The sequence below is a fragment of the Niastella vici genome (assembly GCF_002077945.1).
In the GTDB taxonomy this organism is placed as follows: Bacteria; Bacteroidota; Bacteroidia; order Chitinophagales; family Chitinophagaceae; genus Niastella; species Niastella vici.
Genome location: NZ_LVYD01000124.1, coordinates 264117 through 287266, shown reverse-complemented (window position 1 = coordinate 287266; position 23150 = coordinate 264117). Strand labels below are relative to the sequence as shown.

Annotated in this window: 23 protein-coding genes; 9 read left to right on the top strand and 14 right to left on the bottom strand. The window is 44.4% G+C overall.

From position 1 onward, the window contains the following. Positions 1–230: 230 nt before the first annotated feature. Both A3860_RS38725 and A3860_RS38720 read right to left on the bottom strand, forming a co-directional pair. The gene (locus A3860_RS38725; protein WP_081155957.1) at positions 231–500 is read right to left on the bottom strand and encodes a hypothetical protein; all 270 of its coding nucleotides are present in this window, start codon (positions 498–500) and stop codon (positions 231–233) included. A gap of 495 nt (positions 501–995) precedes the next feature. Next, positions 996–2696 (bottom strand): HAD-IIB family hydrolase, encoded by a 1701-nt coding sequence (locus A3860_RS38720; RefSeq protein ID WP_081155956.1) that lies wholly within the window; start codon positions 2694–2696, stop codon positions 996–998. Positions 2697–2919: 223 nt separating this feature from the next. Here A3860_RS38720 and ku point away from each other — a divergent pair, with 223 nt between their 5' ends. Together ku and A3860_RS38710 are read left to right on the top strand one after the other, a co-directional pair. After that, positions 2920–3714 (top strand): non-homologous end joining protein Ku, encoded by a 795-nt coding sequence (gene ku, locus A3860_RS38715; RefSeq protein WP_081156271.1) that lies wholly within the window; start codon positions 2920–2922, stop codon positions 3712–3714. A gap of 208 nt (positions 3715–3922) precedes the next feature. After that, entirely contained in the window at positions 3923–4417 is a 495-nt protein-coding gene (locus tag A3860_RS38710) for a hypothetical protein (RefSeq protein WP_081155955.1), read from the top strand. Between the two features lie 6 nt (positions 4418–4423). Here the strand turns inward: A3860_RS38710 and ligD are convergent, their stop codons facing one another. The 4 genes from ligD to A3860_RS38690 form a co-directional block, all read right to left on the bottom strand. Next, entirely contained in the window at positions 4424–7207 is a 2784-nt protein-coding gene (gene ligD, locus A3860_RS38705; RefSeq protein ID WP_081155954.1) for a DNA ligase D, read from the bottom strand. 56 nt (positions 7208–7263) lie between these two features. Next, positions 7264–8178 (bottom strand): alpha/beta fold hydrolase, encoded by a 915-nt coding sequence (locus tag A3860_RS38700; RefSeq protein WP_245843719.1) that lies wholly within the window; start codon positions 8176–8178, stop codon positions 7264–7266. Positions 8179–8404: 226 nt separating this feature from the next. Continuing rightward, positions 8405–8665 carry a hypothetical protein gene (locus tag A3860_RS38695; protein ID WP_081155953.1) on the bottom strand — a complete coding sequence of 87 codons (261 nt, stop codon included), beginning with the start codon at positions 8663–8665 and terminating at the stop codon, positions 8405–8407. Between the two features lie 62 nt (positions 8666–8727). Next, positions 8728–9075, bottom strand: coding sequence for a hypothetical protein (locus tag A3860_RS38690; protein WP_081155952.1), 348 nt, complete (start codon positions 9073–9075; stop codon positions 8728–8730). Positions 9076–9538: 463 nt separating this feature from the next. On the opposite strand from A3860_RS38690, the gene A3860_RS38685 reads away from it, so the two are divergent. The 3 genes from A3860_RS38685 (at position 9539) to A3860_RS38675 (ending at position 12083) form a co-directional block, all read left to right on the top strand. After that, complete coding sequence (locus tag A3860_RS38685; protein ID WP_081155951.1) at positions 9539–10333, top strand: alpha/beta fold hydrolase; 795 nt, start codon at positions 9539–9541, stop codon at positions 10331–10333. 46 nt (positions 10334–10379) lie between these two features. After that, positions 10380–10790: a DUF3175 domain-containing protein gene (locus tag A3860_RS38680; protein ID WP_081155950.1), complete on the top strand. Its 411-nt coding sequence runs from the start codon at positions 10380–10382 to the stop codon at positions 10788–10790. A 108-nt stretch (positions 10791–10898) separates the two neighbouring features. After that, positions 10899–12083: an acetyl-CoA C-acyltransferase gene (locus A3860_RS38675; RefSeq protein WP_081155949.1), complete on the top strand. Its 1185-nt coding sequence runs from the start codon at positions 10899–10901 to the stop codon at positions 12081–12083. Positions 12084–12135: 52 nt separating this feature from the next. Here A3860_RS38675 and A3860_RS38670 read toward each other — a convergent pair whose 3' ends face one another. Further along, a complete protein-coding gene (locus A3860_RS38670; protein ID WP_081155948.1) occupies positions 12136–12855 on the bottom strand; it encodes a hypothetical protein in 720 nt (239 codons plus the stop codon). A gap of 163 nt (positions 12856–13018) precedes the next feature. On the opposite strand from A3860_RS38670, the gene A3860_RS38665 reads away from it, so the two are divergent. Continuing rightward, positions 13019–13537, top strand: coding sequence for a GNAT family N-acetyltransferase (locus tag A3860_RS38665; RefSeq protein WP_081155947.1), 519 nt, complete (start codon positions 13019–13021; stop codon positions 13535–13537). Between the two features lie 670 nt (positions 13538–14207). Here A3860_RS38665 and A3860_RS38660 read toward each other — a convergent pair. Beyond that, positions 14208–14606: a single-stranded DNA-binding protein gene (locus A3860_RS38660; protein WP_081155946.1), complete on the bottom strand. Its 399-nt coding sequence runs from the start codon at positions 14604–14606 to the stop codon at positions 14208–14210. 195 nt (positions 14607–14801) lie between these two features. Here A3860_RS38660 and A3860_RS38655 point away from each other — a divergent pair, with 195 nt between their 5' ends. Then, the gene (locus A3860_RS38655; protein WP_081155945.1) at positions 14802–15248 is read left to right on the top strand and encodes a hypothetical protein; all 447 of its coding nucleotides are present in this window, start codon (positions 14802–14804) and stop codon (positions 15246–15248) included. Here A3860_RS38655 and A3860_RS38650 read toward each other — a convergent pair. From A3860_RS38650 to A3860_RS38640, 3 genes are all read right to left on the bottom strand, one after another. Beyond that, a complete protein-coding gene (locus tag A3860_RS38650) occupies positions 15208–15918 on the bottom strand; it encodes a LytR/AlgR family response regulator transcription factor (protein WP_081155944.1) in 711 nt (236 codons plus the stop codon). The genes A3860_RS38655 and A3860_RS38650 overlap by 41 nt on opposite strands. Continuing rightward, complete coding sequence (locus A3860_RS38645) at positions 15915–16958, bottom strand: sensor histidine kinase (protein ID WP_081155943.1); 1044 nt, start codon at positions 16956–16958, stop codon at positions 15915–15917. The genes A3860_RS38650 and A3860_RS38645 overlap by 4 nt, the downstream gene beginning before the upstream one ends. A gap of 70 nt (positions 16959–17028) precedes the next feature. Further along, a complete protein-coding gene (locus A3860_RS38640; protein ID WP_081155942.1) occupies positions 17029–18255 on the bottom strand; it encodes an acyltransferase family protein in 1227 nt (408 codons plus the stop codon). A 321-nt stretch (positions 18256–18576) separates the two neighbouring features. Here A3860_RS38640 and A3860_RS38635 point away from each other — a divergent pair, with 321 nt between their 5' ends. Beyond that, a complete protein-coding gene (locus tag A3860_RS38635) occupies positions 18577–19563 on the top strand; it encodes a pyruvate dehydrogenase complex E1 component subunit beta (RefSeq protein WP_081155941.1) in 987 nt (328 codons plus the stop codon). A 266-nt stretch (positions 19564–19829) separates the two neighbouring features. Here A3860_RS38635 and A3860_RS41445 read toward each other — a convergent pair whose 3' ends face one another. Both A3860_RS41445 and A3860_RS38630 read right to left on the bottom strand, forming a co-directional pair. After that, complete coding sequence (locus A3860_RS41445; RefSeq protein ID WP_158085495.1) at positions 19830–19973, bottom strand: hypothetical protein; 144 nt, start codon at positions 19971–19973, stop codon at positions 19830–19832. Between the two features lie 119 nt (positions 19974–20092). Then, positions 20093–20872: a DUF4846 domain-containing protein gene (locus tag A3860_RS38630; RefSeq protein ID WP_143774477.1), complete on the bottom strand. Its 780-nt coding sequence runs from the start codon at positions 20870–20872 to the stop codon at positions 20093–20095. A 71-nt stretch (positions 20873–20943) separates the two neighbouring features. Between A3860_RS38630 and A3860_RS38625 the strand changes: the two genes are divergently transcribed. Then, positions 20944–22107 (top strand): sigma-54-dependent transcriptional regulator, encoded by a 1164-nt coding sequence (locus A3860_RS38625; protein ID WP_081155940.1) that lies wholly within the window; start codon positions 20944–20946, stop codon positions 22105–22107. A 25-nt stretch (positions 22108–22132) separates the two neighbouring features. Here A3860_RS38625 and A3860_RS38620 read toward each other — a convergent pair whose 3' ends face one another. After that, the gene (locus A3860_RS38620; RefSeq protein WP_081155939.1) at positions 22133–23059 is read right to left on the bottom strand and encodes a MerR family transcriptional regulator; all 927 of its coding nucleotides are present in this window, start codon (positions 23057–23059) and stop codon (positions 22133–22135) included. Positions 23060–23150: the final 91 nt, after the last annotated feature.

Here is a 23150-nt window from a genome sequence, read left to right as displayed (position 1 = left end):
CGCTTACCGCCGGTTAGCCAAATTGAATCCCGGATTACAGTGAAACAATAAGGTGACCGGTTAAAGCAAACTTACGAAAAACCAGTTAGAAAGTAAAGGGTTTCCCCTTGTGATAAACAGAAAAGAAAAAGGTTTAAAGTTGTTACCACTTTACATGAAATTTCTCTTTAAAGCGTATTTCATCAAGTGAGTCAACTACTTTAAACCTTCTATCTTACAGAGTAAAAATTTTACTCGTCGTCTTCTTCCTCATAATAGGCATCCTGGCTGTCGTTGTAAACAGCTTCCCACTCTTTGACTTTGTCGTCACTCAGCAGTTCCAGGATGTCAAAAATCGGATCAGCTTTCTTTTTCCACACCAGTACCGGCATATCCTCATATTGGGTTATGTACAGGCACTGGTCAGTTTCTACCGTTATCTTAATAAGCGTTACAGGTTCGTCTTCTTTTTCCTGTATCAAATAATAACAGCCGGGCTCTAATAATGAATACGAATACATACTAATATCCTCCACCTTTTTTAATGTTTCAAAAAAGAAGAATCAACAGGTTGCAAGCCGAATTTAATAGGTAGTGTACGTCGCTTCGTTCTAACAGAATTTAATGGGTCGGTTCCATGTAGTATAATGGGATATGTAAGTAAAGTTTCCCGGAACGCGTACAAACCAAAATTAGGATAAATAATCACACCGGCCATAATCCTGGAGGCTGCCAACCCGAATTTATAATTTGTTTAAATTTGCCTATTGACAATCAGTGGTTTGCGTGTTTTAGCCTTATTAGCTGGCAAACATTAATTGATGAAATTTAAATTTTCGGGCGCTTCCGTTAAAAGCGGTTTTTGGCACCGGTTTTAGGCCGGGCAAGCTGGCAGAAGGATGCCAATTTGCTAATTGGCTAATCCCGTGGAGCATGGAATATAGGTAACAGTTTCAGATTTTCCCCTTATTGGCAAATCGGCCCAACCGGTTCAGGCTTTAACCGGAAATAGCACATTATGCTGTATATCGTTCATTTATAAGGTCCACGATCTTTTTTCGGGAATCCCGGAAATGCTTCTCGTCTTTCTCAACCACCTCAACCAGGTCGGCCAGTTCTACATCGTGCACCGAATTCCGCAGCCAGTTCGAATAATCCTTTCTTTTTAAATGAAAGAGCCAGGTTTCCTCATCAATGCCCGACGCCATTTGCGTAAAGATCACCAGGTTGTAGGCTTTCAGGCTTAGCTTGTCTTCCGGGCCCCTGAAATAAAAGCTGTTATAATCCATATCGCCCGTAGCATACTTCTTTTTGTGCCGTTGCTGCAGGTACACCGGGGTACCCGTGTTTATGAGCACCGGTTCCTGTCTCGCTTCCACATCCCATACCCAGGCCTGGCCCTTCTGTAAGGGCGTTACGGCGTTCCCGGGCAATTGAATACCCCTGAAGGCACTGAAATCCCCGATGGCTTTGGCGGCATCATCGCCCATAGAGATCAGAAGGGTTGTTTTATTCAGAATGGCTTCATTCATGCCTTCGGTGGAAACGGTAATGAACAGGCAGTTTTTAAACTCATCGGGAATGGCATAATACGATGCATTTGCCGGCGCCGGTAACATGTGGTGGGCTTCATCGACCAGTATCCAGTGAGGATGGCCCATTTCCCTGCGCATTTGCGATAAAGCCGATAATAAGCCGTTAAAGAAACGGGGCCGGTCTTCGAGCGGAACGGCCAGAATGCATACGATCACACTTTGCATGGGATTGGCCAGCAACGACATCATTTCTTCCAGCACCGGCTGATGCACGTTATCGCCGATGCGCACAACAGAAGGCAGGTCAACATAATCGCCTTCAGGATCTATTAAACAGAACTGGTAATGTTTCTCAATCAGCTTTTCGAGAATAAAAGTAGCCATGGTGCTTTTACCACTTTTGGTAGTGCCGGAGAGCAGGATGTTAGGGCCGTACGGACTGATCCCAAAACAGGTTTCGTTGAGTTGCTGCCCCAGGGGCAGATAATGGCGGATCAATTTGCCGTCGAGGTTCTCCAGATCATTTTCCAGTAAACGGTCTATAAGCTGAATAACGCCTTTGCCATGCGCATAGTCAGTTACCCAGTCGGCCATGTTTTGAACGGCCGGTAAAGCGTTTGAAACGGCTACTGCGCATTCGGCTGCCTGTAACATGGCTCCATCGTTCTCTGCATCACCAACGGCTACCACGTTGTGCAACGACATATTCAATTCTTTCAGCGTTTCTTTCAGGCCTTTTGCTTTGTTGATGCCTGCCGGAAGGATCATTACCGCGCCTTTGTTAAAGATCACCTGCAGTTCAAGCCCGGCCTCTTTAATTGTCTCCAGTACTGTTGTATGATGCGGTTCCCAGGTGGCCACGATCACTTTTCCGATCGACAAAGGTTCTACCCGGCGGCGGTATAATTCATTGATGAAGGAAGCAGGTGGCAGCTCACCCAGGTAACGCTCTTCTTTTGTGTCGGGGTTATACAAAAGAGCCCCGTTCTCTGCCACAATGCGGTCGAACAATTCGTGTTCAGGAAAAACGGTTTTTAGTTCGTCCAGTACACGGCCGGTGATCAGTATCAATTTGCGGGTAGATGCTTTTAACCGGTTCAGGGCATCAATAACCGGTTGTTCAACTTTACCGTGTGTCGCTAATGTTCCGTCATAGTCTGCTGCCAGGCATAAATATCTCATTCTCTATAATTTAAATTGCAACAAGTATCAACGTTGTGGTTACAATCATCTGGCCACAAAACCTGCGTAAAAAAATACCCAATTGCAGCGTTTTACTGGTAATAATGGCCTTACCAAATGTGTTCAGCAGCCTGGTACCAACTCATCAGATCAAAGAATATTACCACTTTGGGAAGGGGATCTCAACTGGCATAAAAGTTTAAGCACTTCTAAAAATTCAGTTATGCGAGCCATTTGGACCGGAGCCATCGGTTTCGGGTTAGTAAACATTCCAATAAAATTATACAGCGCCACACAAGCCAGTGAGCTTGACCTGGATATGCTTGATAAAAAGGACCATGCCAATATCAGGTTCAAGCGGGTGAATGAAAATACGGGCAAGGAGGTTGCCTGGGAGAACATTGTACGCGGTTATAATCTGGATGGCCATTATGTGGTACTGACCGATGAGGACTTTCAGAAAGTGCGGCCCGAAAAGACAAAGATCATTAACATAACCGAATTTGTTGATGAAACGGAGATAGATACCATGTATTATGAAAATCCCTATTACCTGGCGCCTGAAAAGAATGGGGTAAAAGCGTATAACCTGTTGCGTGATGCGCTGGAAGAAACCGGTAAAGTGGGGTTGGGCACCTATGTGTTGCGGAATAAAGAAAGTATTTGCCTCATAAAGCCGCATGAAAAGATATTGGTGTTGAATAAGATACGTTTTGGTGAGGAAATACGCGATACTTCTGAGCTGGATATTAAAGAAACCAAGAGCAATGCGGCAGAATTGAAAATGGCCATCGCCCTGATCAACCAGTTATCGGGCGAATTTGATATATCACATTTTAAGGATACTTATTCCGAAGATCTGTTGAAGCTGATCAAGGATAAAGCAAAAGGCAAGAAGATTACAGCGCCTACTTTACGGGTGGTGCATTCCCGCTCGCAAGACATTATGGAGCAATTGAAAGCCAGCCTCGGCGGGAAAAAAGAGAAAGGAGGCGGTCGCCGGAAAGCAGCGTCCTGATACTTTCTCATTTTTCATTTTAAATTTTTCATTTCTCATTTTCAACTGTCATCTTCCTGAAAAATTTTCATTAAATTAGTAGTGATCCTATGCGTGTTTTGTTAATGATTGACTAAACAGCAGTAATTGTCGCCTGCGGGCGTTGAATTACACGTCTATAGAACGATATTGGAATGATTATTTATTAACAATTCAAAACCTCACGCTTGTGGAATATCAACAAATAGCGGAAATTTTAAATGACCTTTCTACAATTAACCGCGAACGGGCTAAGGCTTATGAAGAGGCGTCTTTTCTGAATTTCATTTTTAACCTGGAGTTGCGGGGTTCCTTTGCCTTACTGGCCAACCAAAGCCGGCAAAACAGTTTTGCACTTCGCCAGCAGCTGGAACAATTACAGAGCAATCACCCTGGGTTAAAAAAGCCATTACCGCAGCTCACCTTCGGTGACCTGTTTAACCAATGGAAAGAAATGGGGGTTTCCTTTTCGGGCCCCAATATTTACGACATGCTGAAAAGCAGCGAACAGGGCGAAGAAGCTATTCAGGTTATTTACAGCAGGGCAATTGAGCAGTTGCCTGCCGGTGAATTGCAGTATATGCTCGAGAACCAGTTACGTGGGCTGCATACTTCGCACAGTATTGTCAAAGGCATTTTAAACCAGCCGCAGAAAATGCCGCAAAAGATGAAGAAGTCAAGCTAAAAGAAATTATTTGTTTTGCAGACCTCCGATCCTGGCGAGTACTTTATTAAGATTGATCCCTTTCCCTAGTACGGGTTTGAACAGATCGCCTGCTTCGTTCGCCCGGCTATACATATTTTCGATGGTAAAATCCTGTATACTTAAACCCTTCTTCACTTCATCCCAATATAAAGGAGCAGAGGCGGTAGCGCCTGCTTTTGGCCGCAGCGAATAAGGCGCTGCAATGGTTTGAATAGAGCGGTTCTGTAAATAATCGAGGTAGATCTTATTTTTTCTTTTGGCCGGGCTTCGTTCCAGGCTCGTGAATGAGGGGATCTCGGTGTGCACCAGGGTAACCAGTAATTCGGCTAACTGTCTCGACTGATCGTAATCATAAGCCGCCCCCAAAGGAATATAAATATGTAAACCGGTGGAGCCTGATGTTTTACAGTAAGAATCTATTTCCAGTTCATCGGCCAGTTGTTTAACCACCAACGCTGTTTCAATCACTTTATCAAATGAGATGTTGCCCGGGTCGAGGTCAATAACACACCAGGTAGGGTTATCGGGTTTTTTAGTAGTGCTGTGCCAGGGGTTCATTTCAATACAACCCAGGTTAGCCATATATAACAACGATGCTTCATCGGTACACACCAGGTATTGTTTCTTTTCTCCGTCTGATTCACTTACATAATCATGCTTTTCGATCCAGTCGGCCACTTTACCGGTAACATCTTTCTGGTAAAAGCTGGGTTTGTTAATGCCGTTGGGATGGCGGTTCATTGATTGCGGCCTGTCTTTCATATAGGGCAGTATAAATGGTGATATGCGATCGTAATAGTTCAACAGATCCCTTTTTGTGATCTTATCGGCCGGCCAGTATATTTTGTCGAGGTTGGTAAAAGTGAGCTCTTTCTTATTGATAATAACCACCTGTTCCTTATCGGTGTCGTTCAACAGGGCATCGGGCAATGTAGACGAAATAGCAGGTCTCTTTGAGGTGGCTGTCTTTGTGGGAGCGGAACCGGTTTTCTTTTTAGCAGATTTCGTTTGCATCTTTTTGGCAGTGTGGGTTTGTTTTTTGGAAACGCTTTCCTTTTCTTTTTCACCTTCAGCTACGGCCGTATTGGTGTGAATGGCTTTTTCTTTGTGTACGTCTTTTGCGTTTTTGTCTTCCCGCAAACCCATGAATATGGGCTGGCGCAGTATATTATCTTTTGTCCATTCACTGAACTTCACTTCACAAACCAAAACCGGTTTCACCCAGGTACAGGGCATATTGGTTTTTGGTTTCTGAGCGAAAGGAGTTGTAGTAGTGATCAGCGGTCTTAGCTTTTTATAAACAGCGCTTAAAGATTGTTCAGTAAACCCTGAACCAGTATGTCCTATATAGATCAGTTTATTTTTTTCATACACGCCCAGCACCAGGGCGCCAAAATGACTGCGGCTGCCGCGGGTTTCGGTAAAGCCCCCGATCACCACTTCCTGCCGTTGGTTGGCTTTGATCTTTAACCATTGCCGGGTGCGTACTGTTGGGGTATACGGGCCGTCAATCGTTTTGGCCATAATGCCTTCGAGTCCCTGTTGTATAGCCGCTTCAAAAAATTCTTTTCCTTTTTGTTCAATGTGGTCACTGTACCTGACCATAGGGTGCTCGGGCAATATATGCTGCAGAATTGCCTTGCGTTCATACAGGGGCAGGTCCATTAAATTATAGCCGTTAAGCCATAGCAGGTCAAACGCATAATAAATAAGTTCGCCCTCACCGGTCTTTTGCCATTGTTGTAAAAGCTGGAATTCACTTTTGCCTTCCTCATTCAAGGCAACGATCTCGCCATCGAGAACAGCTTCCAGTCCCAGTTCCTGCAAAGCTTCCACTACGGGTGGAAATTTTTTGTTGAAAGAAAGGTTCTTCCGCGACATGATGGTGACGTCGTTATCGTTGATATAGGCCACAGCACGGTAACCATCGTACTTGATCTCAAATATCCAGTCCTTGTCATCAAATGCGTCGTCGGTAAGCGTGGCCAGCATGGGAATAATGCCTTTGGGCATGGGCTGCCGTTTACCCTGCTTAATAAGATCGTTTATTTCGGTTGGGAGTTTTTTTTTAACGGGTTGCTTTTTTGTAGCTGATGTACGCGTAGCCGCTTTTTTAGCCGGGGCTTTGGCGGGTCTGGGTTTGCTTTTTTTCGCCGTACTGCTTTTTTTATTACTTACCCATTCATGGGTGCTTTCTTTGGCCACCTGCTCAAGCTTCATACCCGATTGAACCGATTTATTCTTTTTGGTGACATCGGTTTTACTGGCGTGTTTGTCGTGTTTCTTGATCAGCAGCCAGGCATTGTCTTCACTGCTTTTTATATGCACCAGGGCAAAATCGCCTTTTAATTTCTGCCCGTGTAGGCTGATCTTGAGGTCGCCTTTGCGTAATTGTTCCAGCAAATGTTTCTCTGATTTCTTTTTATCGCCCTCAAAATTCATGGGTTCATAGGTGCCTTCATCCCAAACGATCACTGTGCCGGCCCCGTAATTGCCGGGCGGAATAATGCCTTCAAAGTCTTTATAATCGTACGGATGGTCTTCCACCATCATGGCCAGCCGTTTGTCATCAGGGTTCATCGAAGGGCCTTTGGGGATGGCCCATGATTTCAGCACACCTTCCATTTCAAGGCGGAAATCATAATGCAGCCGGGTGGCATCGTGTTTCTGTACAACAAAATGCAGCGAACCGGCACTGGCTTTCTTTTTGCCTTCCGGCTCGGGTGTCTTATTGAACGACCTTTTCTTTTTATAAGTGGCAAGACTCATATTAAATATTTCAAAAAAGTTGTGCCATCTACCATCACCCCGCAAGGCTGCTGACCTTATTTCAGAAAAGTCAGCAATACCTGCTTAAATTGTCCCAGATCCTGCACATGTGGTATATGGCCGACGCCCGGTACTTCGAACAGCAGGGCGTTGGGAAGCTGTTCCTTTGTTTTTTTCGCCAGCGCCGGATACTGGCCGTATTTATTTTTGTCTTCATCACTTAACAGGGCTTTGCCCACAATGGTACGGTCATCGGTGCCTATGATCAGCAGGGTGGGAGCCGAAATGCGGTCCCATTCGTAACACACCGGTTGTTCATAGATCATTTGATAAGTGATGGCATTTACACGGGCTATACGGGGAAATTCCGGGCTTTTAAGTGCTTCGGCCTGGGCCTGTACATATTGTTCATATTCAGGTTTCCATTGCGGATAATAACCTTGCTGGTATTTTTTATAGGATTCGTAGGTAGCCTTTATTTCATTTTCATACAACTGTTCAATGGTTTGGTAAGGAACAAATCGTCTATAGTCTTCCAGTCCAATCGGATTTTCCAGCACCAGTTTTTCCACTTTGCCGGGATACAACATCGAAAACCGCGCGGCCAGCATGCCGCCCATGGAATGGCCTACCAGGTATATTTTTTCGATATGCAATGAATCAAGCAGGCGGTTCATGGCATAGGACAACAAATGAAAACTGTAATGTAGCTCCGGCTTGTCTGACCGTCCCCAGCCGGGTTGATCAGGTACGAGCACCCGAAAACCGGCTTTCACTAAAAAGGCCATTACATCTTTCCAGTAATAGCCATTGAAATTCTTGCCATGGAAAAGCATCACGGTTTTCATGTTCGAACTAATAGAAGAGTCGGGCCGGGCGTCCATGTAAGCGATCTGCACCGGTTTATTTTCCAGGGTAATATTGAATTTTTGAACGGGATAGGGATATTCAACCTGAGCCTGTGTAAACATTGGAGCCAACAGGCAAAAAATCAGTAAAAGGCAAATAGAATAATGTTTAAGCAACATGCAGGTATAATTAAAGCATGAAGTTATATGCATTTTAGAGCCGTTATATAATTCCGGATTTTTTAACAGTATGGTAAGAGGGCTGTAGGTTTTCCTCTCTGCAAGCTGGTTACAGCTGTGCAATCTCCTAAACAGGCAATAGCGTTTTCTGCGGTTTGGGGGGTAGGGGCTAATCCGGTTCTGTATCCAATTTTGCTTTAACCATTTCAATAACCTCATTCAACTGACGGGGATCCATAATTGTTATCTGGTGTCCCACTTCATACTCATTGAACAACACGTCTCCTTGTTGCGAAAGGGTGAAGAGGTATTGGTCATCTCCAAACACGTCAAAAACGATCAGATCGCCAAAATCCCTTTCCTTGATCTGGCAGGAAATGGTTTTACCGCTTATTGCAATATCCAGTGTTTTCGTTTGTAGTTCTTCCATACCTGCAAATTTTAATTTAAAGAATAAGGGAGCGGCTCATGTATTCTTTTCATCAGGCATTATTAATGGAAAATTTCCTGTTCTTCCCTTTCCTGTACGGGGAGCCTTTTTATAAGGTCATCGTAATTATCCACTTCATCATGGGTGGTATAAACGCCGTAGGCGTCCATGGTGTAACCCAGGGTGCCATCATGTGCTTCAATAATGTATACGATCGATGAATCGGCAGGGTCGGAAACACCCTCAAAACGATAGGTTTTAATAATGGTCAGGTCTTCTGGTTTGTAAAATTTACCAGCAGGAGTGATGAAGCCATCGTTCTTAGGTTTAAATTCATTATCGTTGTGTTGATGTCTTAACTTTTCCAGCACTTCGGTTAAGGTTGTCATTTCAGAAGGTTTCGTTTCCATAAACAAGTTTTTTAAATGAAAAAATATCAGCGTTCAATAAATCCTGTCTCGTATTAAATCCGTGCTATACAACATGTCAAAAACCTGTGCCACCCTGAGGCCTGTAAACCGGTGTTTTTCAGTAATAAAGTTACGGCTGCTTATTGGGGAACCGGTTGTTTGTTGAAGCAGGTGGTTAATATTGCAGAAATATTTCTACAGGGGTGCGCCCGATCCAGGGCTGTTCATTACACAATTGATTGATTGCCGGACCGATTGAATTGTAAGATCGCTGGCACGGGATTTTCTGTTATGATTATAAGCGATAATTTTTTCCTTCCGGCAATTACGCTCTCTTGGAGAAAAGTAATAATGGCGGATACGTAAAAGTATAAAGGGAAAAAAATATCACGAGCCCCGGGTAAAACCGGGGTTTTTTATTGCTGCCAGTTTGTGTACTCCAATTAAACCGTATCTTAAGCCTATGAAAAAACTGCTTTCCTTATCTGGCCTGCTAATAGCTTCCTGCCTGTTATTTGCCCAAACTGATTCTGCAGGCTATTATACTTCTTTTGATGGAACAAAGATCTGGTACGAAGTAAAAGGGACCGGTGAACCAGTAGTGTTGGTGCACGGGTTTATTGTTAATGGCGAATCATGGAAGAAATCAGCTTTATATTCCGATCTGATAGCGAAAGGATTTCAGGTGATAACTTTTGATATGCGGGGTAACGGAAGATCAGACAAACCGCATGAGGCTTCGGCTTATGCCAATGATGCGGAGGCAAAGGACATCATGGGTTTGCTAAAAAGCCTGAAAATAAAAAAGTATGCAGTGGTTGGTTATTCGCGCGGTTCCATTATTACAGCCCGCTTACTGGTTTTGGATAAAAGGGTCAGCAAAGCCGTTATGGGTGGTATGGGAACCGATTTCACCAATCCTGAATGGCCGCGGCGGAAATTATTTTACCGGGCCCTTTCTGGTGATACAGTAGCAGAACTGGCGCCCATGGTGAATTATGTAAAAAAATCGGGGCTCGATCAGCAGGCGCTGGCCTTATTGCAAAAAGAGCAACCTTCAACACCCCGTGAAACATTGCAAAAAGTTCAGCAACCCATATTGGTTATTTGTGGAAGTGAGGATAGTGATAATGGTTCTGCAGAAGACCTTGCTAAGGTTTTTACACATGGCGTATTTAAAGCTACTCCGGGTGATCATAATAATGCTTCCAGAACACCGGAATTTTCAGCCACTGTAATTCAATTTTTAAAAGAATAGGATTGGGCATGGTATTATGGTTGCATCGGTTTCTTAAAAGTTTCCTATGGCAACCGCAAAAAAGAAGAAAGGCGCAACAGTGGCCAGAAAAAGAACTTCCACTGCCCGTAAAAAATCCACTGCACACAAAAAGACGGCCCACAAAAAGACTGTCCGGAAAAAGACCGCCAAAAAAGCGGCACCCAAAAAGAAATGGTCGCGCCGGGTAATGCAAACCAGTGATGCATTGGACCTGGAATCGGGCGTATTCAAATCAAAAGATCCCAAAAAGATCGCCCGGTCATTAAAGCGGTCGGCCGAAAAAAGTAAAAGAAGAAAAGGAACCCCGTTCCAGTCGGCCATGTCAATGCTGAATTTTTACATTAACCGGGCGGGCAAACAGTTTTCTGCCAAAAGCAAACAGCCGCTCGAAAAAGCAAAGCACGAGTTGCGGAAACTATATGGGCGGGAAGGGTAGAACAATCCGTTCCCGGTAATCGTTATTTAATAGCTAACGATTGTTAGTAAAGCCATATCTTTGTGCTTACCATTAACAAACCGCATCTCAAAACACAGAACTTATTATATGAACAAAAAAGAAGTGTATATTATTTCAGCCGTTCGAACACCGATGGGCAGCTTTGGCGGCGGGTTAAAAGATTTTTCCGCTACCAAACTGGGCGCCATTGCCATAAAAGCCGCCCTTGATAAAGCCGGTTTGCAACCAAACCAGGTGCAGGACGTGCTCATGGGTTGTGTAATACAGGCTAACCTGGGACAGGCGCCTGCCCGGCAGGCCGCGAAATTTGCCGGCCTCCCAAATGAAGTGAATTGCACCACCGTAAATAAAGTATGCGCCAGTGGCATGAAAGCCATTGCCCAGGCTGCGCAAAGCATTGCCCTCGGCGATGCAGACATTGTAGTAGCGGGCGGCATGGAAAGCATGAGCAATGTGCCGTTTTACGTGGATAGTATGCGCTGGGGAAATAAATATGGTAACAGCAGCCTGATTGATGGACTGGCCAAAGACGGGTTAACCGATGTATACGATGGCAAGGCCATGGGTAATGCCGCCGAACTGTGTGCTAAGGAGTGTGGTATTTCCCGCAACGAACAGGATGAATTTGCCATTGAAAGTTATAAACGCAGCCAGGCGGCCTGGGCGGCAGGAAAATTTGCCGATGAGGTAGTGCCGGTAGAAATTCCTCAACGTAAAGGCGACCCCATTCCCTTTTTTAAAGATGAGGAACCGTTTAATGTAAAATTTGATAAGATACCTGAACTTAAACCCGCTTTTCAAAAGGAGGGTACTGTTACCGCTGCCAATGCCAGTACAATGAATGACGGCGCTGCAGCGCTGGTATTGATGAGTAAGGAAAAAGCAGAAGAATTGGGGCTTAAACCCATTGCCAGGATCGTCTCCTACGCCGATGCAGAGCAGGCGCCGGAATGGTTTACCACAACACCGGCAGTAGCTGTGCCCAAAGCGGTAGCGAAGGCCGGACTGAAAATGACCGATATTGATTATTGGGAATTGAATGAGGCGTTTGCGGTAGTGGGCATTGAAAATACCCGCCGTATGAAACTGGACCCGGCGAAAGTGAACGTACATGGCGGGGCTGTATCGTTAGGCCATCCGTTAGGAGCCAGTGGCGCGCGCATTATTGTAACGCTTATCAATGTGTTGAAACATAACAATGGCCGTTATGGCGCAGCCGGCATTTGCAATGGCGGCGGCGGTGCATCGGCCATGGTGATAGAGCGTATGTAAAATAACACTACATTTAAAGGAGCCCTCCCGGTACACCGGGAGGGCTTGTTATTTATTTAGAACTGAGGTCGGGGCGGTAGATGAGGAGTTCGGCCCAGCTTCTTTCAACATATTGTTGTATTACGGCCAGGTAATCGTTATAACCACTTTCATTGTATTCGGCTTTGTATCTTTCCATAAATGGTTTCCGGAAGCTGGGGTCTCTTTCCTTCCAGCCGGTTTTATACCGGAACACCAGTACGAATTGCGCCGGCCCGGAACCCGATGTTTGGTAAACAGCAACCGGTTCATTGGTTTTTTGCCACACTGCTTTAACCTTTTTGATCAGGGCTGTAATGGTATCAACACAGCCCTGTTTGGGAAATACATGGGTGATGGCCATTTTATCAGTGAACTCGAGTAAAGGCACCGAGCTCAGGTCTTCGCGGTAAACGGAATAACCCTGGGTGCCCTGGCCGGTTGTTAAGGGCGAAACGTTGGTATTCCAGTCGGCTGTATGTTCCTTGCTGATGTCTTTACGATCATCAAGTTGTGCCCAACTGTTAGGGCCTTCAGTTACATGATATGCCCCGGCATCGGGACCGGAAAGAACTTCGTAGGTGCGCCATTTCCAATCACCGGTATGAAACTTTTGCGCATGCGCTGTGAGCGCTTTTTCAAATTCAGCAACTTTTTCAGGTTTGGGAAAGGCCCTGAATGTGCTTACAACGTTTTTAGTTTGGCTATTTGCAATAAAAGGAAGCAGTAGCCAACAGAGAAAGATTTTTCTCATGTTTAAACGATTTTTCGGGTTAATTAATTTAGTGAAGAGTGATAAATAGGGAAGGAATGAATTATAGAAAAAGGATATGGAAAAGGTACAAAGAATATATGGCAGCAAAAAATGATATAGATCAATACCCTTATAACAGTGTACTTCGCACTACATTTGCAGCATGAACGAGATCAGCATAAGAGAAGCAACAACAGAAGATGCGGCCCTGATTGCCGACCTGAGCCGCCAAACGTTTTATGATACGTTTGCAGCGGCCAATACAGCCCAGGATATGGATAAGTTTATGAACGAAGCGTTCACCCGCGAAAAATTAATGGCGGAAGTAGGCGTTCCCGGCAATATTTTTTTACTGGCTTATGAGGCCAGTGAACCGGTAGGCTATGCGCGTTTGCGTGAAACGGGTAGTCCGTTATTAATAGAAGATGGCCTGGCCCTGGAAATAGCCCGCATATACGCGGTACAAAAAAGCATCGGCAAAGGGGTAGGACGTGCCCTGATGCAACATAGTATAGAAATAGCCCGCGAAAAGAGTGCCCGGGTGATCTGGCTGGGGGTATGGGAGAAAAATCAGAAAGCCATTGCGTTTTATATGAAATGGGGGTTTGAAAAATTTGGCGAACATGTGTTTATGTTAGGCAATGACCCGCAAACAGACTGGTTGATGAAGAAAGTGTTGTAAAAATAAACCCGCCGATAGATATCGACGGGCTCTACACAACTGTAAGCTGCTCAAATAGCATGGCTTATGAGAGGAGGGATGAATGAACTATGCGTGTTACACCTTTTACAACCATACGCTCTTTCTAAAAAATTATAAAACAATCATCTGACAGGCGCATACATTCAATCATGTGCTGTCATTGCCAGGCAGCATTGAGCTTTGTACACTGAATGAACACCCATTGCTACACCACATTAATTACCCCTGTTTCAGGTACAATTTGTACTTACTACCCGATATTATTTTAAGTTGATATTGCATTGCCCAACCTGAGCATGGGATGTGTGGCCCAGCCTCAATGACTGATGCACATACAACCAGGGGCCGCACTATGTTGATTTCGGATTTTAAGGCTCAATATGAGCTCATCATGCAATACCACATCGGAAGCTAATATGTAGGGTACGGATATGGCAGCAGTTCGCATAAGGTTGTTGGAGTGGCAGGAATGGATTATATACTAAACATGGAATTTGATTTTATACCTTGTTTTAGTGATTGGCACTTTAATGCCCAGGTTTGATGATCGATTACATGAACCAAAGCCCTTCTGCGAACATGTCTCCGAACACGAACTCTTACGATCGCGTTAGATCCAGTTTGCCAATTCGTGGAATTCTCAGGATTATTAACCTTCTGCTTCAGGTTCAACTTGCTCTTCCTCTTGCCAATCGGGGTTCTCATTTTGGCCTTTACCGCCACCCAGCATAAGCAATTCGTTCAACACCACTTCTGTAACATAGCGTTTAACCCCATTCTTATCTGTATAATTGCGGTGAACCAGTTTACCAGAAACGGCCACTTCTCTTCCTTTTGTGAGGTATTTTTCAGAAATTTCTGCCAGTTTACCCCAGGCTATAACGTTATGCCAGGATGTTTGTGTAATTCTTTCACCGTTAGCGCTTCTATAAGTATCGTTGGTGGCGATTGAAAAGCGGGCAACTTTTTTACCGGTTTCGGTAGTGCGTATTTCAGGTAATTGCCCCAGATTGCCGATCAGTTGAACTTTATTTCTAATTGCGTACATAACTGTAAGTTTTTAAGATTATCGATTTATTTCAGTCGCTCGGGCGCCGTTCGATTGACCACACAAAGATGCCCCCCACGGAAAGCCATAGTCGGTTTTTAAACGTTTATACCCGGATATTAAACGTTTGTTGTCGCTTACAAACGGCTATTTTTTGTATTTTCCATCTTTCAATAGCCATCTAAACCTTTGATAATGACTGTTAAAAACTGTCTGGCCTGCGATAGGCCTATTAAAGGCCGCACGGATAAGAAATTCTGCGACGATTCATGCCGGAATAACTACAATAACCGGTTAAACAGTGACGCGACCCCACTGATACGAAACATCAATAATATTTTAAGGAAGAACCGGCGGATACTTATGGACCTGTTATCGGGATTGAACAAGCAGGTGTTGGTTGTTGACCAGAAAAAGCTGGTTGAAAAGGGTTATCGGTTCGACTACTTCACGGAGCACTATAGCACCAAGGAGAACGAGAAATATTATTATTGTTATGATTATGGTTACCGGCCGCTCGACGATGAAAAGCTGATGTTGGTAAAGGATACAAGGAAGAAAAGTTTTGCGGGGGAGAAGAAGCAGGTGCTGGAGAAGAGTGCTACTTCCTCAACAACTTATTATTCACAATCTTCTCCATAACCTCATCCTTCTGATATTTACTAATAGGGATCTGGTACCTGCCGCCTATATGCAGTATGTTGCCTTCGATAGATTGTATACATTGCATGTTCACCAAATACGATTTGTGCGGCTGAATGAACAGGCCGCCTGGTAGTTTCTCCTGTAAGGCTTTCAGGGTAGAATGGGTGATCAGCTTTTTATCGGCGGTATACAGGGCAACATAATTTTCCATGGCTTCTACAAACAACAGTTCATGCAGGTTTACTTTCTCCAGCTTGTTGTCGGTCTTAATAAACAGGTAATTGTCCTGGCTGCCTGCAGCTCCGGCAAAGTAATCGTAAGCTTTATTGGCAGCTTTTAGAAACCGTTCAAAGGAAATAGGTTTTAACAGGTAATCGAGCACATCCAGTTCATAACCCCTGATAGCATATTGTTCATAGGCCGTAGTGAAAATTACTTTAGGCGCCTGGGGGGTGTTCTTCAGAAAATCGATACCGGTTACATAGGGCATTTCAATATCCAGGAACAGCAGGTCAACTGGTTGTTGTTTTAATAACGAATTCAACTGTATCGCATCTTCACAAACACCTGCCAGTTCCAGGAAATCAATTTTATCAATATAACCCTGTAATCCTTTGCGGGCTATAGGTTCATCATCTGTTATCACACATTTTATGGTTGGCGTCATATTACGGGTAGTTGAATCGATGCAAAAAAGCTTTTATCCTTTTTTATTGCGGTAAAGGTATGGTTTACCGGATATAATAATTCAAGTCTTCGTTTCAGGTTCTCCAGGCCAATTCCGTTCCGGGGTATTGAACTGTTCTCTTTTATCCATGCTGTTTCTTCGGGTATTGAGTTCTCAACAGTAAAGCAAATGCGATCTTCTTCTTTGCGGGCATCAATAGTAATGCGGTAATCGCCGCCAACATATTTAAATGCATTTTCCACCAGTGGTAAAAACAAGAGTGGATACACCTGCTCTTCTGTTAGCGAATCATCAAAATGAACCTGTAATTGTAATTTATCGGAGCTTCTTACTTTTTGCAGTTCAATAAAATTCTGCAGGTAATGCAATTCCCTGCTTACCGGAACGGTTTGTTGCTGATCGTATAACTGGTAACGTAACAATTCGGAGAACTTCTCAATACTTCTCTTGGCTTCGGCTACGTTATCGTCCATTTGAAAATAAACGGTATTGAGCGCATTGAATAAAAAATGCGGATGGTATTGCGCTTTTAAGAACTTGAGCTCAGTTTGCAAATGGTCATTCGTCGTTTTTTCGAGCAATAACCTGTTGTTTATATATGCTTGCAACAATTTATTACTTCGCACCACTGTATAGTAAATAAGGCAGTATAAAAGTGGAATGATGTTAATATTGGCAAAGTCGCCCCAGCTTAAGCCGTCGTCGGTTAAAGCTACCATAGGTGTAACGACAATGTTGTTGATCAATTCGACAATAATTACTACCCAGGCCAGCTCCTGCAGCACAATTTTGAAATTAATATTGTGCTGCAGTTTTTTATCGAACCGTTGAAACAGTTTTTGAAATGCATACATGGTAATATAACCCGTAACCACAACAAACACCAATTCAATTCCCGTTATGGACCAGGCCCGCCGCCAGAATTTGAAATGCGAGAGCGTATCATTCATCACCCGTATGTTGGCATAAATAAACAAGCCAAACAAACCGGGGAACACATATTTCCAAAACCATTTCATCTGAAATTTTTATTTATTTTTTGGCCAAATGGAACCGGCCTGTACGCAGGCAGGTCCCATCTCTTGTAATTTACGATAATTGAATGGCCGGTTGTATTGTTTCTGCTGATTTCTCCAAGGGGGCGTCGCCAGTTTCAACAACCCGCTTCACTTCTTTTTTCTTCGGTTTCATCCCAAACAGGAAACGCGTAAGGGCATATGGCCTTATGAACAAATGATAAATACACATCACCAGCACAAAGGAAGTAATAAAAGTGAACAGGAACTTGTTCAACACGGGTTCATTCGTCCTTATTACATAAAATACTACTATCACAATGATCGTTTGGTGCAAAATATAGAACGGATAAACGGCTTCATTTATATAATTCTGAATGCGATGTTTCTTGTTCAAATATCGTTTGGCGTATCCGATGGCGGTAAATATCCAAAGCCAGGCAGTAAGGGGAAATAACGACAAATGTGCATACGAAAGCCAGTCGCGTCCCCAATCCGGCTCGGGGCCAGGGTTGTTCCAGCGGAAATAATTGATGATAAAAATACTGGTAAAGGCAAACAGAAATGAGGTACGGCGATTCCTTTCCAGGCTATCCATCAACGCGGGAAAATTGATACAGGTAAACCCTGTTATTAAGAAAAATATCCAGTATACATGCCGGCCCCAATCATGTATAAGGTCGTGCGTTTCGGGAAAATATAAACTCATGGAAAGATAAGCGATCACACTAGGCACCATCAAAAGATAAACCCTTTTCCCTATGGCCAGTTTATTAAAGAACGCCAACCGTTGTTTGCCGCGCTCGCTCATGCTCCATTTAAATGCCGGTGCAAAAATGATGTCATACAGGAACAGGTATAAAATAAACCAAAGGTGATGCCAGCTCAAATTGCCTTTGGGGTAGGCGCCAGTTGTAAAAATAGAAGGGTAGAAGTCGGCGAAATTTCCTTTAAATCCCTGGGTCAGTCGTTCCATATATACCTGGGGCGGTACAATTACCAACATGCCAAATAACAGCGGAATGAATAACCGCCTGAACCGCAGTCCGATGAACGAGCCGGTAGTTCTGCTTTTCAACATAAAATAGGTGACCGTGCCCGAAATAAAGAACAACAGGGGCATTCTGAACCTGCCTATCCAGAAATTGACTTCCATAAGCAGGTTGCTGGTCTCTTTGTTCTTAAGGTGCCATCCCCAATCTTCCACGTATGCCATGCCGGAATGCAGAAAGAAAACAGCCAGTATCGATAAAATGCGAAGCCAGTCTAAATACGCCTGGCGGGTAGAAACAGGTTGCATATGGTTAATTTTCTACAAACCTAGTTTCCGGAGTTACGGGGCTGAAATTACTTTGACGTATGGACGGTTCCCGGTGGTGAAAAGAATTAGGCGGTAAAAAAAATCGAAGGTTTTGCGGCCGGGAGCTCCCATTTGCCTTCAAATGATCAAAAATCCAAATAAGTTATTGCCGCCTCAGGACCAGCTAAAACCGCCAGCCACGGGCCTTTACGGTTCTACCTGACTTTCTGTCTTTTAGACATTTAATTTATTATTGCCCGGCAATTTGTTATTATGGCCTTCAACCAATAATTTTGCCGGGTTTTAAAAACTGAATACAGAATGGCAAGAACTATCGCATTTCGCGAAGCGCTCCGCGAAGCTATGAGCGAAGAAATGAGGAGAGATGACCGGGTTTTCCTGATGGGTGAGGAGGTTGCTGAATATAATGGTGCCTATAAAGTAAGCCAGGGTATGCTGGCAGAATTCGGCCCTAAAAGAATTATTGACACGCCTATTGCCGAGCTGGGTTTCACCGGTATTGCGGTAGGTGCTGCTCAAAACGGTTTACGTCCCATCGTTGAATTCATGACCTGGAACTTTGCCGTTCTGGCGCTGGACCAGATCCTGAACACGGCTTCCAAAATGCTGGCCATGAGCGGTGGTCAAATTGGCTGTCCCATCGTTTTCCGCGGACCTAATGGTTCTGCCGGTCAGTTGGGTGCCCAGCACTCCACTGCATTTGAAAGCTATTACGCAAATATCCCCGGTATAAAAGTTATTTCTCCCTCAAACCCATACGATGCTAAAGGTTTGATGAAAGCCGCCATCCGCGATGAAGATCCTGTGATGTTCATGGAGAGCGAAGTAATGTATGGCGATAAAGGCGAAGTTCCTGAAGAAGAATATATTATCGAGATCGGGAAAGCCGACATAAAGAAACCCGGTAACGATGTTACCATCGTTTCTTACAATAAAATGATGAAGGTAGCCCTCGGTGCTGCTGCTGAACTGGAAAAAGAAGGCATCAGCGCTGAAGTGATTGACCTGCGTACTATTCGCCCGCTCGACTGGTTCACCATCCTCGAGAGCGTTAAAAAGACCAACCGCCTGGTGATCGTGGAAGAGCAATGGCCCATGTGTTCAGTTTCTTCTGAAATTGCTTATCGCATTCAGAAAGAAGGTTTCGATTACCTCGATGCGCCTATCCGCCGCCTCACTGCTGCCGATGCGCCGCTGCACTACGCCGCCAACCTGGTTGAAGCTGCTTTACCAAGTGTTGATAAAACAGTTCGCCTGGTAAAAGAAGTGATGTACACAAGAAAATAGTTGAACGTTGAAAGTATAAGGTTTAAATGCCTTATGCCGGAGACCATTACTCAATTTATATCTCAGAAATTGGTTACAGAAATAAGATCTGTAGCCAATTTTTTTTTTGCACCCTTCGCCTACGTCTAAACGAAAACGGCATACACTGAAACTGCATGACACAAATAGTGTCTGTAAGACCGGGCCAGCAAACATTCACTACTCCCCAATAAAACAGCCCCGCTTTCGCGAGGCTGCTTGCTTGCTTTGGATATTAATAAAAGAGTTTACTGAAATATTTTGAACACGGAAGAACACAGGGTCAACAGACCAACCATGCCACCGAGAACGATTCCACCTAAAAGCACTAAACGGGTAATAACTTTAGATAATGACAGATGGGATTGAACATCTACTGCAGATGCCTTCATAAGTAACGGATTTTGGTTAGAAATGTGTTTTTTAAAGGATATGGCTCTAAAATAATATGCATTTATAAGTCTTGCAAGGTAGTTTTACTAAGGAATACTCTTACGGATGCTGATAATATTTACCATCTGCGCAACTGGCGGGGCTCAAACGTCCATTCGGGCGTGTAAATGAATGAGTTATCGGTCTTCACTTCATACCAGGGACTTAAATTTTCGTCCACAGGATTTTTTAGCAGGTGAATATCCTGTGCCGGCATATAACTTTGCGCCAATAGATAAATGACCTGACCGCTTTTGTTGACCGCCATATCCATAACTATTACACAATGTCCCGGGTAACCGCCTTTTATTAAAACATCGCCCGGTTGTAGTGCGCCAAAATCAGCCACCGGGTGTAATTGTTTTTCGAGCGAAGCCGTGCCGCAATTGCTGAACACTTCTTCCAGATAATGTTCGAATCGGATGCTGTCGGCACCTGCCGGATAGGTATATCTTTTGCCATTGTTATCGGCAAATGAAATTTCCATATACTTTTTTTGACTGTACAGGTACATAGCACGCAACCGCATTACCGCATCGGCGCATTGCTGCAGGTCTTTATTGCCAACCGGAATGTTCAGCACCGCATACTGGGCGCGCTGGTTTTTCTTTGGCTGCCCGTTGTAGAGGTATACGGTAGTGTCTTTTTTAATGCTTATTTTACGCAGCCAGGTGGCAAATGAACCTTCGGGATAATTGATCCGTTTGTAGCCAGCAGGGAGCGGAACGAGCGCCACTGAAGCTGGCCTTGGCGGAATTTCGGGCACAACGGCATTGGAAATAATTGCATGTGGGGTTTTTTCTATACATGACAACAGTAAAACCGGCAGGATAATTGTCAAGTGGATGTTCCGTTCCATATCATTACTTTTGAAGAACCATTAGATGAAGGATTTATATTTTTCCATAGCAAAAGACTGTTAAACCAACTATGTCAAACATTTTAATTATCGACGACGAAAAAGCGATCCGTAAAACCCTCAGTGAGATCCTTTCTTATGAAGGCTATAAAATAGAAGAAGCCGGCGATGGGGAAGAAGGCCTCAAAAAGTTTAAGGAAAAGGCGTATGACGTGGTGTTGTGTGATATCAAAATGCCCAAGCTGGATGGTATTGAATTTCTGGATAAAGCCCGCGAGGCCAACCCCGATGTACCGGTGATCATGATCTCGGGCCATGGTACTATTGAAACCGCCGTGGAAGCGGTTAAAAAAGGCGCCTATGATTATATTTCAAAACCACCTGATTTAAACCGGTTGCTGATTACCATTCGCAATGCGATGGACAAAAACAACCTGGTTACCGAAACCAAAGTGCTCAAACGCAAGGTGAGCAAGGTGGAAGAAATGATCGGCGAATCGGCCCCCATCATAAAGATCAAGGAAACCATTGATAAAGTGGCCCCCACCGATGCCCGCATTCTGGTAACTGGTGAAAATGGGGTAGGTAAGGAGCTGGTGGCCCGCTGGGTGCATGAAAAAAGCAACCGCGCGGCAGGTCCGCTGGTTGAAGTGAACTGCGCCGCCATTCCCAGCGAACTGATCGAAAGTGAACTGTTCGGTCATGAAAAAGGTTCTTTTACCTCTGCCGTAAAACAACGCATTGGTAAATTTGAGCAGGCTCATGGCGGTACGCTTTTTCTCGATGAAATTGGTGATATGAGCCTCAGCGCGCAGGCCAAAGTGTTGCGCGCCCTGCAGGAAGGAAAAATTACCCGCGTGGGCGGCGATAAAGATATCAGTGTGGATGTGCGCGTAATTGCGGCTACCAATAAAGACCTGTTGCGGGAAGTGGATGACAAGAATTTCCGGCTCGACTTATACCACCGGCTCAGCGTGATCATCATTCATGTGCCTTCTCTCAATGATCGCCGCGAGGATATTCCCTTGCTGGTCGATAAATTCCTTGCCGATATTTGTGCCGATTATGGTATTCCCAAGAAGGGGATCGATAAAGACGCGCTGGAAGGACTGAAACAACATAACTGGACGGGTAACATTCGCGAGCTGCGTAACGTGGTAGAACGCCTCATCATCTTATCGGGCAAAACCATTATGCCCGATGATGTAAATTCATATGTAATTCCGAAACGGTAATATATTGAGTTGAAAAGTTAACGGGTTAACTGGTTAGCTCGTTAACTTTTCCTTCTTTCAAAAATATTTTCTTCTCTTCAATCGTCTTCAACAGCCGCACATTCGGCAAATGATCGCAACTGCACTGACAGGCTTCGGGGCCTGAAAAAACGATCTCTTTATCGGGGAACATGCGGGAGAACTTTTTAAGGTACTCATGCATATCGCATTTATTCAAATTCGGGATAAGCAGGAAATACAACTGGGTACAGGGCAGTTGCGCACAAATGATTTCTAACATGCTCAGTGGAACGTTCTTCCCCATATAAATAGTGGGTACGCCCTCTTTTTTCAGCATGTAATACATGAACAGCAGGGGCAGCTCCTGGCATTCGCCGCCCGGCATATCGTGGTGATCGCCGGCCGGGGTGAACAATAGTACCCGTCTTCCGCCGGTATAAACCGTTTTTTCGAGCCCGTCAAGGGCCACCATTGTTTTTTTGATGATGAGGGCCCGGGCAAAATGGGCATGCGCCTGCATCATTTGCCCCGTAAGCCACAGCACCCCAATCTTTTTGAGGAAGGGGTACAGCACATTGATCATACTTTTTTCGAACCCGGCATGAAGCACCAGGTTGTGCAGTATTTTATCGAACCGGGGCTGGTCAAGGTCAATGGCCGCCTCGGTAAGCTGATTGATGAAAATTTCGTGATTTTCGGTATCGGGCTTTATTTCCAGTGCCAGCCGGGCCATTTCTTCGGCCGAACAGCCCGCAATCTGGGAAATTTTATGTCCCTGGTTATACAGGTAGGCAATGCGTAACAGGTGCTTAAGATCTTCACAATCATAAATACGGTGCTTGCTTTCCCTGCGCTTAGGGCAGAAAAGGTTGTAGCGTTGTTCCCAGATACGCAGGGTATGCGCCTTAATTCCCGTTAAGTTTTCAATATCCCGGATGGAAAAGAGATTCATAGTTTTGTAACAAAAAGTAAGATATTACAACTAATTCATCTGGAGAAATACTGTTCATCATTAAATAAAGCCATTCTGCTAAGGATATACT

Bases quoted from the DNA above. Each gene is read 5' to 3' on its own strand.
- A3860_RS38725 (WP_081155957.1), bottom strand. From the start codon at position 500: ATGTATTCGTATTCATTATTAGAGCCCGGCTGTTATTATTTGATACAG.
- A3860_RS38720 (WP_081155956.1), bottom strand. From the start codon at position 2,696: ATGAGATATTTATGCCTGGCAGCAGACTATGACGGAACATTAGCGACA.
- ku (WP_081156271.1), top strand. From the start codon at position 2,920: ATGCGAGCCATTTGGACCGGAGCCATCGGTTTCGGGTTAGTAAACATT.
- ligD (WP_081155954.1), bottom strand. From the start codon at position 7,207: ATGAGTCTTGCCACTTATAAAAAGAAAAGGTCGTTCAATAAGACACCC.
- A3860_RS38700 (WP_245843719.1), bottom strand. From the start codon at position 8,178: ATGTTTACACAGGCTCAGGTTGAATATCCCTATCCCGTTCAAAAATTC.
- A3860_RS38695 (WP_081155953.1), bottom strand. From the start codon at position 8,665: ATGGAAGAACTACAAACGAAAACACTGGATATTGCAATAAGCGGTAAA.
- A3860_RS38690 (WP_081155952.1), bottom strand. From the start codon at position 9,075: ATGGAAACGAAACCTTCTGAAATGACAACCTTAACCGAAGTGCTGGAA.
- A3860_RS38685 (WP_081155951.1), top strand. From the start codon at position 9,539: ATGAAAAAACTGCTTTCCTTATCTGGCCTGCTAATAGCTTCCTGCCTG.
- A3860_RS38680 (WP_081155950.1), top strand. From the start codon at position 10,380: ATGGCAACCGCAAAAAAGAAGAAAGGCGCAACAGTGGCCAGAAAAAGA.
- A3860_RS38675 (WP_081155949.1), top strand. From the start codon at position 10,899: ATGAACAAAAAAGAAGTGTATATTATTTCAGCCGTTCGAACACCGATG.
- A3860_RS38670 (WP_081155948.1), bottom strand. From the start codon at position 12,855: ATGAGAAAAATCTTTCTCTGTTGGCTACTGCTTCCTTTTATTGCAAAT.
- A3860_RS38665 (WP_081155947.1), top strand. From the start codon at position 13,019: ATGAACGAGATCAGCATAAGAGAAGCAACAACAGAAGATGCGGCCCTG.
- A3860_RS38660 (WP_081155946.1), bottom strand. From the start codon at position 14,606: ATGTACGCAATTAGAAATAAAGTTCAACTGATCGGCAATCTGGGGCAA.
- A3860_RS38655 (WP_081155945.1), top strand. From the start codon at position 14,802: ATGACTGTTAAAAACTGTCTGGCCTGCGATAGGCCTATTAAAGGCCGC.
- A3860_RS38650 (WP_081155944.1), bottom strand. From the start codon at position 15,918: ATGACGCCAACCATAAAATGTGTGATAACAGATGATGAACCTATAGCC.
- A3860_RS38645 (WP_081155943.1), bottom strand. From the start codon at position 16,958: ATGAAATGGTTTTGGAAATATGTGTTCCCCGGTTTGTTTGGCTTGTTT.
- A3860_RS38640 (WP_081155942.1), bottom strand. From the start codon at position 18,255: ATGCAACCTGTTTCTACCCGCCAGGCGTATTTAGACTGGCTTCGCATT.
- A3860_RS38635 (WP_081155941.1), top strand. From the start codon at position 18,577: ATGGCAAGAACTATCGCATTTCGCGAAGCGCTCCGCGAAGCTATGAGC.
- A3860_RS41445 (WP_158085495.1), bottom strand. From the start codon at position 19,973: ATGAAGGCATCTGCAGTAGATGTTCAATCCCATCTGTCATTATCTAAA.
- A3860_RS38630 (WP_143774477.1), bottom strand. From the start codon at position 20,872: ATGGAACGGAACATCCACTTGACAATTATCCTGCCGGTTTTACTGTTG.
- A3860_RS38625 (WP_081155940.1), top strand. From the start codon at position 20,944: ATGTCAAACATTTTAATTATCGACGACGAAAAAGCGATCCGTAAAACC.
- A3860_RS38620 (WP_081155939.1), bottom strand. From the start codon at position 23,059: ATGAATCTCTTTTCCATCCGGGATATTGAAAACTTAACGGGAATTAAG.